An 11,419-nucleotide genomic window follows, 5' to 3' on the forward strand; every position below is an offset into this window, starting at 1 on the left:
CGCAATCACGGCCCTTGCAAACGCAACCGCGCTGACGCAGACCTTCGCCCATGTCCCGCGCTGCACCCACACAGCCCCTCGCAAAGTCGAGCGACACGATTCGTGCCGCGCTGTGGATGATCGGCGCGATTGTCTCCTTCATCTCCATGGCCATTGCCGGACGGGCCGTCGCGATCGAGCTCGACACGTTCGAGATCATGCTCTTTCGCAGCCTGATCGGCATCGGAATCGTCGTTGTCGCCGCCAGCCTCGCAGGACAGCGCAGCTCGATCCGGCCCGCGCAACTCCGGCTGCATTTCGCCCGTAACGTCTTTCATTTCGCGGGCCAGAATGCGTGGTTCTACGCCATTACCGTGATTCCCCTGGCGCAGGTCTTCGCGCTCGAATTCACCTCACCCATCTGGGTGATGCTGCTGTCGCCCCTTATCCTTGGCGAAAAGCTGACGCGTACCCGCGGTATCGCCGCCATGGCGGGTTTTCTGGGTGTTCTGATCGTCACGCGCCCGTCGCCCGAGACATTCGAATGGGGCCTCGTCTTCGCGGCCCTTGCGGCCGTGGGCTTTGCCGGATCGGCCGTTTTCACCCGCAAGCTCACGCGCACGGAAAGCATCGTGTCGATTCTCTTCTGGCTGACGGTGATGCAGGCAGGCCTTGGCCTGATCTGCGCCGGTTTCGATGGGGATATTGCCCTGCCCTCTGCCAACAGCCTGCCCTGGGTCGCGCTCATTGCGCTGGCGGGTCTGGTTGCGCATTTCTGCCTGACCACCGCGCTCAGCCTCGCGCCCGCGACGGTCGTCATGCCCATCGACTTCACGCGCCTGCCGCTGATCGCCATCGTGGGCGTCGTGCTCTACGCCGAGCCGCTCGATCCCTTCGTCCTTCTGGGCGCTGCGATCATCTTCGCCGCGAACTATTTCAACATCTGGGCAGAGACCCGGCGTGTGACAGGAATGTGACGCTACGACGCGATGCGTCCGCGTGACGCTGGGTCAAAATTGCTGAATGCCCTGCACAGAATATACGCAATCCTGAGGGAGTTTTCTCAAGGGATGAGCAAAATATGAAATACGCAGTTCTCAGCGCGTCTGCGCTCGCCATGGCCGCGACATCCGGCCATGCGGGCGGCATCGACCGCTCCGGACAATCCATCGACGCGATCTTCAAGCCCGGCACCTATGCCGAGCTGAGCTTCGGCTCCGCAACCCCCGAAATCTCGGGCGCGGAACTGGCAGGCCCGACGCAGGGCGATGGCAAATCGGGCGATATGGCGCAGGGCTATCTGAACCTCGGCCTCGCGTTCAAGCACGACTACAATGACAAGCTGTCGGTCGGCTTCATCTACGACCAGCCGTTTGGCGCGGATGTCGCCTACCCCACCGGCACCGGCTACTACGCCGAAGGCTCCAACGCCGAGTTCAACTCGGAAGCCTTCACCCTGCTGGCCCGCTACACGCTGTCCGAACGCTTCAGCGTTCACGGCGGTGTGCGCTATCAGGTCGTCTCGGCGAAGGCAGAGGTCGACAACTTCATCGACACGCCGATCGGCACGATCCAGGCGCTTGATTACGCAGGTGATCTGGAGCGCGCAGGTGGCTTCGGCTACGTGGTCGGCGCCGCCTACGAGATCCCGGATATCGCGCTGCGCGTGGCACTGACCTACAATTCCGCGATCACCACCGAGCATGATACCAAGGAAATCGACAACGGGATCAGCGGCACGCCCAAGACCGATGGCGACATCGAGATCAAGTCGCCGCAATCGGTGAACCTGGCCTTCCAAACGGGCGTTGCGAAAGACACGCTGCTCTTCGGTGGCGTGCGCTGGGTCAACTGGAGCGAGTTCGACATCACCCCCGATGTTTACGAAGCCGTGACCGGCGGCAACTCGCTCGTCTCCTACGAGAACGACACCTACACCTACTCGCTGGGCGTCGGCCGCCGCTTCTCGCCTGCTTGGGCCGGGTCCGTCTCGGTCGGCTATGAAGAGCAGCAGGGCGAGATTGCGTCCAACCTCGGCCCCACCGACGGCCAGTGGTCGCTGGGCGTCGGCGCTGCCTACACCTTCGAGAATGTCGAAGTGTCGCTCGGCGCGCGCTACGTCTGGATCGGCGATGCGGAAACCGCAAATGCCGTGCAGAGCCCGGCTGCGGAATTCGAGGACAACACGGCCCTCGGCGTCGGCATGAAGATCGGCGTGACCTTCTGATCCACCGCCTAACCGCGTGAGATAGCAAACCCGGCCTGCAAAGGGCCGGGTTTTTTCATGCCCGCGCGTCACAACCTGCATCTTCCGGGTCGTCCCCACCCGCCGGGGCGGATAAGACCCGGCCATGACCCCGCAAACCAACATTTCCAGCCGGGCCTGGGCCGAGCTGATGTTTCTGTCGCTCATCTGGGGCGGCTCCTTCCTCGCCATCCGCACGGCACTGGACGAGATCGCGCCCATCACCTCGGTCTTCTTCCGGGTGCTGCCCGCCACCGCCGCGCTCTGGGCCTATACGCGGCTGCGCGGCATCCCTGTCCCGCGCGATCCGCGCCTGTGGCTGGCCGCTCTCGTCATGGGCGGGCTCAACAATATCCTTCCCTTCACGCTGATGGCCTGGGGGCAGCTTCATGTCACGACGGGGCTGACCTCCATCCTGAACGCGACCACCGCGATCTGGGGTGCGCTGCTGGCGGCCCTCGTCTTCGCCGACGAACGGATGACACCGCGCAAGGCGATGGGCATCGGCTTGGGCTTTGCCGGTGTGGCCCTCGCGATCGGACCCGGCGCGCTGAACGGCCTCAACCTCGAAAGCCTGGGCCAGATGGCGATCATCGGCGGCACGCTCTCCTATGCGTTTGCAAGCCTCTGGGGGCGTCGCTTCCTGCGCGGCGTGGCGCCCGAGATGGCCGCCTGCCTCATGCTCACGGGATCGAGCGTGCTGATCGTGCCCCTGATGCTGGTGACCGAAGGTGTGCCGCCGCTGTCCCTGGCCCCCGTCACATGGGCCGCGATCCTCTATTACGCGCTGATCGCCACCGCCTTCGCCTATATCCTTTACTACCGCATCCTCGCGATGGCGGGCGCGTCGAACCTGATGCTGGTGACGCTTCTGGTCCCGCCCGTGGCGATCTCGCTCGGCGCGCTGGTGCGCGACGAGACACTGACCGCGCCCGCCATTGCGGGGTTCGGGCTTCTGGCGCTGGGGCTTGCTGTGCTCGACGGGCGTCTCTGGGCGCGCATCTCGCGCCGGGCGCCGCGCAGGGTTTGACGCCCGCGCCGCGCCTGAGTACGCCTCTGCCGGAAGGATCGAGGCAGGAAAGAGCGAATGCAGCGTTTGTACCCATCGGCGGCGGCATGGCGGGATGCGCCCAACAAGCGCGTGCTGCTCTTTGCGATGTCGGGCCTCGGGAAGACCCATGTGGCGAACCTGTTGCGCACGGAAGGCGACTGGTTCCACTACTCCATCGATTACCGCATCGGCACCCGCTACATGGGCGAATACATCGTCGACAATGCCAAGCGCGAGGCGATGAAGAACCCCTTCCTGAACGAGCTTTTGCGCTCCGATTCGATCTATATCGGTTCGAATCTCAGCTTTCATAACCTGGCCCCCGTCTCGACCTATCTCGGCAAGCCGGGCGATCCCGCCAAGGGCGGCATGGATATCGCCACCTACCGCCAGCGGCAGGAGCAGTTCCGCCGCGCCGAGATGCAGGCGCTTCTCGACACGGGCTATTTCATCGACCGTGCGCAGGACCTCTATGGCTATCCGCATTTCATCTGCGACACGGGCGGGTCGATCTGCGAATGGGTCGATCCCGGCAATCCGGACGATCCGATCCTGTCGGAGCTGTCGAAGCACTGCCTGATGGTCTGGATCGAAGGCTCCGACGCCCATACGGCCGAACTTGTGCGCCGCTTCGACCGCGCGCCGAAGCCGATGGCCTATCAGCCCGCCTTCCTTAGCGCGGCATGGGACGCCTACCTCTCCGAGACAGGCATCGCCCCCGACAAGGTCGATCCCGACGCCTTCATCCGCTGGACCTATGCCCGCGCCATGGCGCATCGCCAGCCGCTTTACCGCGCGATGGCGGAACACTGGGGCGTGACCGTTCCCGCCGAAGCGATGGCCGATGTGCGCTCCGAGGCCGACTTCACCGATGTGATCGCGGAGGCCCTCGACTGACGGTACCTTGAGACCGCCTGCCCCGTCCCCTATCTCTCGCTCTCACGCTCGACAGACCGGATGATCCGATGCCCATAAAACTGCCCCGCGACCTGCCCGCCTATGATGTTCTCGACCGCGAGGGCGTCATGGTCATGGACGAGGACGTGGCCGCCAAGCAGGACATCCGCCCGCTGCGCATCGGGCTGCTCAACCTGATGCCGAAGAAGATTCAGACCGAGAACCAGTTCGCCCGGCTCATCGGCGCCACGCCCCTGCAGATCGAGCTGTCGCTCATCCGCATGACCAGCCACGAGACCAAGAACACCGCCGCCGACCATATGGAGAGCTTCTACCGCCCCTTCGAGGAGGTGGAAGCCACCGGCGAGAAGTTCGACGGCCTCATCATCACCGGCGCGCCCATCGAGCATCTGGATTTCACCGATGTGACCTATTGGGACGAACTCACGCGCGTTTTCGCCTGGACGCAGAGCCACGTGCATTCCACCTTCGGCGTCTGCTGGGGCGGCATGGCGATGATCAACCATTTCCACGACGTGAAGAAGCACCTTCTGGACCACAAGGCCTTCGGCTGTATCCGCCACCGCAATTGCGCGCCCGCCTCGCCCTACCTACGCGGGTTTTCCGACGACATGGTGATCCCCGTGTCGCGCTGGACCGAACTGCGCCGCGACGAGATCGAGGCGGCGGGCCTCACCATCCTGATCGACAGCGCCGAGACCGGGCCCTGCCTCGTTGAGGATACTGCGCATCGCGCGCTCTACGTCTTCAATCATTTCGAGTATGACAGCGGCACGCTCAAGGAAGAATATGATCGCGACGTGGCCGCGGGCACGCCGATCAACGTGCCTGCCAATTACTATCCGGGCGACGATCCGACCCAGCCGCCGCAGAACCGCTGGCGCAGTCACGCGCATCTTCTCTATGGAAACTGGGTGTCGGAAGTCTACCTCACCACTCCGTTCGACATTGGCCTGATCGGGCAGGCCCGCACCGATCTGAGGACGTCGTCAAAATCGTGAAACTCATGTCCAAGCTATTGATGGGATTGGGCGTTCTTGGCGTGGCAGGCTGTGCCGCGATGGGATCGCGCAGCGCCCTGCGCGACACGGCGCTCGCCGAGAAGACGCCGCCGATCGGTCAGTTCGTGACGCTTGAGGACGGGCGGCAGGTTCACGCTTTCGTCACCGGCGAAGGCCCCGACCTGGTGCTGATCCACGGCGCGTCCGGCAATGTGCGCGACTTCACCTTCAGCTTCGTCGAGAAGGTCAGCGATCGCTACCGTGTCATCGTCTTCGACCGTCCGGGCCTGGGCTATACCGACCGCGCCAATGACCGCGTCACCGGCGCCTTCAACAGCGCCGCGGAGACCCCGTTCGAACAGGCCGCGATGCTGTCTGAAGCGGCGGCCAAGCTGGGTGTGTACCGGCCCATCGTCCTTGGTCATTCCTATGGCGGGGCGGTTGCCATGGCCTGGGGGCTCGAACACGATCCGGCGGCGCTCGTGGTGGTGTCGGGCGCCACGATCCCCTGGTCGGGCGGCCTAGGTGCGCAATACGAGGTGTTGGGCTCCTCGGTGGGCGGGGCCATAGTGCCTCTCATCGCCCGCCCCTTCGCCACCCGGACCCGGATCGAGAACGTGGCAGAAGAGATCTTCAAGCCCCAGCCCATCCCCGAAGGTTACCTCGATTACGTGGGCACCAACCTGACGTTGGAGCTAGGCGCGATCCGGGCCAATGCGCGGCAGGTCAACAACCTGCATGCCGCCGTCTCCGAGATGGCGCTGCGCTACCCCTCCGTGCGCATGCCCGTCGAGGTCGTGCACGGGGCCGAGGACACGGTCGTCCCGCCGCAGGTCCATGCGGAGCCGCTCACCTCGCTCCTGCCCGAGGGCCGGCTCACACTGCTCGACGGGATCGGTCACATGCCCCACCACTGGGCCCCCGACGCCGTCTCGGAGGCGATCGATCGCGCCGCGGCCCGCGCGGGCCTGCGCTGAGCAATTGCGTTAATCGCCTTAACATCCCATAGTCGCGCGACCATCTGTCAGGTCCCGAGGTTCCATGTCCCTGCCATTCGATGGCGCGATCAGCGCCTTTCACAAAGACGATGCGCCCGACGCGGTCCGCGAGGCGATCAAGGATGCCGACAAGGACGACATGCTCGATCCGTCCTACCCTTACGCGGATCGGATGAAGCGCAAACATTACGAGGAACAGATGGAGGCGCTGCAGATCGAGCTCGTGAAGCTGCAGGCCTGGGTCAAGGCCACCGGACAACGCATCGCCATCGTCTTCGAGGGTCGCGATGCCGCCGGAAAAGGCGGCACGATCAAGCGCTTCCGGGAAAACATTAATCCTCGCGGCGCGCGTGTCGTGGCGCTCTCCAAGCCGTCCGATACCGAACGGACGCAATGGTATTTCCAACGCTATATCCAGCATCTGCCCGCAGCGGGTGAAATCGGCTTTTTCGACCGCTCCTGGTACAATCGCGGCGTGGTGGAGCATGTCTTCGGCTTCTGCACACCCGAGGAGCGGGAGCTGTTCTTCAAGCAGGTCGTCGATTTCGAACGCATGCTCATCAATGACGGTATCCGCGTCTTCAAGCTCTGGCTCAATGTCGGTCAGGCCGAGCAGCTGCGCCGCTTTCTCTCACGTGAACAGGACCCGCTAAAGCACTGGAAACTCTCCTGGATCGATGTCGAGGGCCTCAAAAAATGGGACGCCTATACCGACGCCATCGACGAGACGCTGACCCGTGCGGACAGCCCGCATGCGCCCTGGACCGTCATCCGTTCCGACGACAAGCGGCGCGCCCGCATTGCCGCCATCTCCCGCGTTCTGGGCGATCTCGACTACACCGGAAAGGATGCCCAGGCGGTGGGCCGGCCGGATCCTGCGATCTGCGGCGGACGCGACATCTGGAATGCCTAAACGCGGCTATCACCACGGCAATCTGAAGCAGGCCCTGGTCGAGGCCGCCCTAGGTCTGATCGAAGAAAAAGGCCCGACCGGCTTCACCCTGTCAGAGGCCGCCAAACGCGCGGGCGTCACGCCTGCGGCCGTCTACCGCCATTTCGACGGCCGCGAAGAGCTGATCGCGGAGGCCGCCCGGCAAGGCTACGAGATTTTCGTCGATGTGATGGAATACGCCTATGAGAGCCGCCAGCCCTCTGCACTGGCCGCCTTCGAAGCGACCGGCCATGCCTATCTGGCCTTCGCGCGGAAATATCCCGGTCATTACATCGCGATGTTCGAATCCGGCGTGTCCGTGAACCACTCGCCCGCGCTGGCGCAGGTGGCGAACCGCGCATGGTCGGTCCTGGAACGCGCCGCCGCCGATCTGTCGCAGCATATTCCCGCGGATCGTCGCCCTCCGCCGCAGATGTTCTCGGCCCATATCTGGGCGATGTGCCACGGCGTGGTCGAGCTTTTTGCGCGGAACTCGCCGGGCAACAAATCGCCCTTTCCGGCCGATGACCTTCTGGAATCGGGGATCGGCGTCTATCTGCGCGGGCTGGGCCTCATCCCTCCGGACAGCTGACGCATCACATCAAGAAAGGCCGCCAAAATATTATTATCTAATAATATTTTTCGCGCGGGTCAGCCCTTCTTGTTCTTGCCTAGATGCTTCTTCAGAGCGCCAGCATTCTTGACCTTGCGGCCCTTGTAGGGATTGCGATCGCCCTGACCGCGCATCACTAGCCGGATGGGCGTGCCCGGCATGTCAAAGTCGACCCGCAAGCCATTGACAAGATAGCGCGAATAGCTGTCCGGAATCTTGTCGGGATGCGAGCACATGACCACGAAATGCGGCGGACGGGTCTTGGCTTGCGTCATGTAACGCAGCTTGATCCGTTTGCCCTGCGGTGCCGGGGGCGGATGCGCCTCGACCATGGCACCGAGCCAGCGGTTCAGCCGCGCGGTCGACACGCGGCGGTTCCAGACCTCATGCGCTTTCAGAACGGCGGCGTGCAACCGGTCGAGACCGCGCCCCGTCTTGGCAGACACGGTGATCAGGGGCGCGCCCTTCAATTGCGGTAGAAGCCGCTGGAACGCCTCTTTCAGGTCCGAAAGCTTCTCGGCCTTCTCGTCCTCGAGATCCCACTTGTTGACCGCCACGACGACCGCACGCCCTTCGCGTTCGGCAAGGTCCGCAATGCGCAGATCCTGCTGCTCGAACGGGATCGCGGCGTCCAGCAGAACGACGACGACTTCCGCGAACTTGACCGCGCGCAGACCGTCCGAGACGGACAGCTTTTCTAGCTTTTCCTGCACCTTGGCCTTCTTGCGCATCCCGGCCGTATCGAATATGCGCGCAGGCGTGCCGTTCCAGTCGATCTTGAGCGAGATCGCATCGCGGGTGATACCCGCCTCGGGCCCCGTCAGAAGACGATCTTCACCCAGTATCTTGTTGATCAGAGTGGATTTTCCCGCATTGGGCCGTCCCACGACGGCCACCTGCAAGGGCCGGTCGGCGCTCGGCGCCCAGGCGGCTTCCTCCTCGGCATCGGCATCCTCGGAGACGCTCAGACCAGTCGCGGGCATCGCCTCTTCGGCGGCGCGCGCCTGCGCCTCGAACCGCTCCGAGATCGGCAGAAGCGCGGAATAGAGGTCCGGCATGCCCTCGCCATGTTCGCCCGACAGCGCCATCGGCTCGCCCAGCCCGAGGTTCCAGGCCTCCAGAAGCCCCGCTTCGGCCGCGCGCCCTTCCGCCTTGTTGGCCCCCAGCAGCACGATACCACCGCGCTTGCGCAGGATCTCCGCGAAGATCTCGTCCACCGGCGTGATGCCCACGCGCGCGTCGATCAGGAACAGGCACACATCGGCCTCGTCCACAGCCCGCTCGGTCAGGCGGCGCATCCGCCCTTCGAGGCTGTCATCGGTCGCATCCTCGAGCCCGGCCGTATCGATCACCGTGAAGGACAGATCGCCAAGCTGCGCAGGCCCTTCGCGCAGGTCCCGCGTCACCCCCGGCTGGTCATCGACCAGCGCGAGCCGCTTTCCGACAAGGCGGTTGAACAGCGTGGATTTGCCCACATTCGGGCGGCCAACGATGGCAAGGGTGAAGGACATGGGACGACGGACCTCGGCAGACGTGAGATGCGGCCCTAATCCATTTACGCGCGCGTGGAAAGGGGCCGCGCGCGCAGCCTCTCAAAGGGCCTCAGCGGAAAGCGTGCAGAACACCCCGGCGGGAGACGACATAGAGCACGCCATTGGCCACGATGGGCCGCGTCGTGGCCCCGCCCGGCACTTCGGTCTGCGCCTTCAGGCTGCCATCGACCGGATCAAAAGCCCGGATGAACCCGTCGGACGAGGCCACGATCAGATGCCCGCCAGCCAGGATCGGCCCGTGATTGGCAAAGGCCCGGTCGCGGCGGCGGTCGGGCTTGCGGCTGGGCACCCAGCCCGGCAGCTCCGTGGTCCAGATCCGCGCGCCGGTGGCCGCGTCGAGGCGCACCAACTCATTGAGGTCGGAGACCATGTAGACCGACCCGCCGACCACCCAGGGCATGTCCAGCGCGCCGACATTGACCGTCCAGTCGCGCGCGCCCGAGAAGAGATCGAAGGCGGCCGTGCGGCCCGAATGATTGCCCGCGAAGACCCTGCCATCCGCGACGAAGGGATCACCCGAGATATCGTCGACGGTGGAGATCGCCCGGCCCACGCGGCGTCCCGCCAGATCCGCGGACCAGAGCGACAGACCACCCTGCTGGAAGGTCGATTGCAGCGCGCCGGAGCCGAAGGCAAAGACCACCCGGTCGCCACCAAGGGCCGGGGCCGGTGCGCCTGCCACGTTGTTGAGATCATTGGCCAGACCGTCGATCTGCCAGCGCTCACGTCCCGTATCGGCCTCGATCGCCCAGCCGGTCGTATCGCCCGCGGTCACGTAGACCAGGCCGTTCGCGACGCTCGGCGCGCCGGTGGCGGTGGCGTCCAGATCTTCCTGCCAGCGCACGGCCCCCGATCCCGCATCCAGCGCGGTCAGCTCACCGAAGCCCGTCGAGACGTAGAGGACCCCATTGGCCACGGCCAGACCGCCGCCCTGCGCCTGCCCGTCGGCATCGCGCGCAGGCACGAGCGGTGTCGACCAGAGTGCAGCCCCGTTGAGCGCCGTCGCCGTCACGGTGAAATCGGACGACATCGTGTAGATCCGCGCCCCATCCGTCACCGGATCGACATTGAGCCGCACCTTGCGCCCGTCGCCCGCGCCGATATCGCGCGACCAGACCGATTGCAGCGGCAGGCTCAGCGCAGCGTGGGACGTCCGGAAAGCCGGCGAGACCGCGCTTTGCGCCCAGGCGGAATTGGAAACGGCCGCGGGAAGATTGGCGGGTTCGGCCCGGTTCTCGACCCCGGTATAGTCGTAGGGATCGACCGCATCGCCATCGAGCACTTCGCGCAAGCCAAGGCGTTCACCGGGCAGGATCGGTTCACTCTCACCGCAGCCCACCAAAACCGCGAGGCCTGTGAGCCCTGCCAAAATCGTCCCGTTACGCACGCCTCTGCCCTCGTCTTTTCGTCCGTTTTCCGGCCCGCGGGCGCGCCGCGTCAGCCGGTGCTTTCTCAGCCCGTGCCGAGCTCTCCGCCGAGGGCAACAATCAACTGAGACGCCCGGCGGCGCAAGCCCTGCGTCGCCTCCGCATCGCTCAGGATCGCCTGGAGCCGGTCAAGCGCGGCCTCCCGGTTGCCGGTCTCAATCTCGATCAGGGCGAGTTGCTCACTTGCCAGCAACCGCAAAGGGTTACCCGCCTGCGTCAGCGCCTCGAAGCCCTGCCGCCGCTCGTCCGCGGCCATCGTGTCGGCCCCCGTGGTCAGCGCCTTGAAGCTCGCGATGTTGCGGTAGATCTCGGCGACATCGCCATTGGTCGCGACCGCCTCGTAGGCCGAAACCGCCGCGTCCGTATCGCCCGTCTCGGCGTTCTGTGCCGCGCGCAGCATGTTCAGGATGGCCGCGGCACCCGGATCGGCGGCCTGGATCTCGTCAAGCGCCGCGAGCCGCTCTGCCGCGTCGTCGCTTTCGAGCGCATTCAGAACCGAGGAGCCGAAGGCCTGCGCCTCCGCCCGTGTCTGGGCCGCGTTGTATTCGCGCCAGGCCGCCCCGCCGACGATCAGCAGAACCGCCAGGATCGCGATCCAGCCATAGCGGCGCAAATAGCCGTAAAGACGGTCGCGGCGGACCTCTTCGGAGACTTCGTCGATGAAACTGTCGGGATTGCTCACGTCTTGGATGCCCTGTTCTGC

At 65.0% G+C, this 11,419-nt stretch carries 11 protein-coding genes; 8 read left to right on the forward strand and 3 right to left on the reverse strand.

Translation table 11 applies throughout. The annotated features are described in order from the left end of the window. Nucleotides 1-50 precede the first annotated feature (50 nt). The 8 genes from FIV09_RS09975 to FIV09_RS10010 all read left to right on the forward strand — a co-directional run bounded on the left by FIV09_RS09975 (nt 51) and on the right by FIV09_RS10010 (nt 7,715). Nucleotides 51-956 (forward strand): DMT family transporter, encoded by a 906-nt coding sequence (locus FIV09_RS09975; RefSeq protein ID WP_152449800.1) that lies wholly within the window; start codon nt 51-53, stop codon nt 954-956. A 104-nt stretch (nt 957-1,060) separates the two neighbouring features. Beyond that, nucleotides 1,061-2,206 (forward strand): OmpP1/FadL family transporter, encoded by a 1,146-nt coding sequence (locus FIV09_RS09980; RefSeq protein ID WP_152449801.1) that lies wholly within the window; start codon nt 1,061-1,063, stop codon nt 2,204-2,206. Nucleotides 2,207-2,330: 124 nt separating this feature from the next. After that, nucleotides 2,331-3,254 carry a DMT family transporter gene (locus FIV09_RS09985; RefSeq protein WP_152449802.1) on the forward strand — a complete coding sequence of 308 codons (924 nt, stop codon included), beginning with the start codon at nt 2,331-2,333 and terminating at the stop codon, nt 3,252-3,254. Between the two features lie 57 nt (nt 3,255-3,311). Further along, complete coding sequence (locus tag FIV09_RS09990; protein WP_152449803.1) at nt 3,312-4,172, forward strand: ATPase; 861 nt, start codon at nt 3,312-3,314, stop codon at nt 4,170-4,172. Between the two features lie 68 nt (nt 4,173-4,240). Further along, nucleotides 4,241-5,194, forward strand: coding sequence for a homoserine O-succinyltransferase (gene metA, locus FIV09_RS09995; RefSeq protein WP_152449804.1), 954 nt, complete (start codon nt 4,241-4,243; stop codon nt 5,192-5,194). A gap of 5 nt (nt 5,195-5,199) precedes the next feature. Then, nucleotides 5,200-6,171, forward strand: coding sequence for an alpha/beta fold hydrolase (locus FIV09_RS10000; protein ID WP_152449805.1), 972 nt, complete (start codon nt 5,200-5,202; stop codon nt 6,169-6,171). Nucleotides 6,172-6,235: 64 nt separating this feature from the next. Further along, a complete protein-coding gene (gene ppk2, locus FIV09_RS10005) occupies nt 6,236-7,105 on the forward strand; it encodes a polyphosphate kinase 2 (protein WP_152449806.1) in 870 nt (289 codons plus the stop codon). Continuing rightward, nucleotides 7,098-7,715 (forward strand): TetR/AcrR family transcriptional regulator, encoded by a 618-nt coding sequence (locus FIV09_RS10010; RefSeq protein WP_152449807.1) that lies wholly within the window; start codon nt 7,098-7,100, stop codon nt 7,713-7,715. Before ppk2 ends, FIV09_RS10010 begins: the two co-directional genes overlap by 8 nt. A 59-nt stretch (nt 7,716-7,774) precedes the next feature. On the opposite strand, the gene der is transcribed toward FIV09_RS10010, so the two are convergent. From der to FIV09_RS10025, 3 genes are all read right to left on the reverse strand, one after another. Further along, nucleotides 7,775-9,247, reverse strand: coding sequence for a ribosome biogenesis GTPase Der (der, locus tag FIV09_RS10015; RefSeq protein ID WP_152449808.1), 1,473 nt, complete (start codon nt 9,245-9,247; stop codon nt 7,775-7,777). A gap of 91 nt (nt 9,248-9,338) precedes the next feature. Next, a complete protein-coding gene (locus tag FIV09_RS10020; protein ID WP_254702194.1) occupies nt 9,339-10,658 on the reverse strand; it encodes a PQQ-like beta-propeller repeat protein in 1,320 nt (439 codons plus the stop codon). A gap of 83 nt (nt 10,659-10,741) precedes the next feature. Beyond that, nucleotides 10,742-11,398, reverse strand: coding sequence for a tetratricopeptide repeat protein (locus tag FIV09_RS10025; protein ID WP_152449810.1), 657 nt, complete (start codon nt 11,396-11,398; stop codon nt 10,742-10,744). Nucleotides 11,399-11,419: the final 21 nt, after the last annotated feature.

It is taken from the genome of Roseivivax sp. THAF197b (genome assembly GCF_009363255.1).
Classification (GTDB): domain Bacteria; phylum Pseudomonadota; class Alphaproteobacteria; order Rhodobacterales; family Rhodobacteraceae; genus Roseivivax.

What these genes read in the sequence shown, in the direction of transcription:
- FIV09_RS10010 (WP_152449807.1), top strand. Translation starts at nt 7,098, where the DNA reads ATGCCTAAACGCGGCTATCACCACGGCAATCTGAAGCAGGCCCTGGTC.
- FIV09_RS09985 (WP_152449802.1), top strand. Translation starts at nt 2,331, where the DNA reads ATGACCCCGCAAACCAACATTTCCAGCCGGGCCTGGGCCGAGCTGATG.
- metA (WP_152449804.1), top strand. Translation starts at nt 4,241, where the DNA reads ATGCCCATAAAACTGCCCCGCGACCTGCCCGCCTATGATGTTCTCGAC.
- FIV09_RS10000 (WP_152449805.1), top strand. Translation starts at nt 5,200, where the DNA reads ATGTCCAAGCTATTGATGGGATTGGGCGTTCTTGGCGTGGCAGGCTGT.
- FIV09_RS09980 (WP_152449801.1), top strand. Translation starts at nt 1,061, where the DNA reads ATGAAATACGCAGTTCTCAGCGCGTCTGCGCTCGCCATGGCCGCGACA.
- ppk2 (WP_152449806.1), top strand. Translation starts at nt 6,236, where the DNA reads ATGTCCCTGCCATTCGATGGCGCGATCAGCGCCTTTCACAAAGACGAT.
- FIV09_RS09975 (WP_152449800.1), top strand. Translation starts at nt 51, where the DNA reads ATGTCCCGCGCTGCACCCACACAGCCCCTCGCAAAGTCGAGCGACACG.
- der (WP_152449808.1), bottom strand. Translation starts at nt 9,247, where the DNA reads ATGTCCTTCACCCTTGCCATCGTTGGCCGCCCGAATGTGGGCAAATCC.
- FIV09_RS09990 (WP_152449803.1), top strand. Translation starts at nt 3,312, where the DNA reads ATGCAGCGTTTGTACCCATCGGCGGCGGCATGGCGGGATGCGCCCAAC.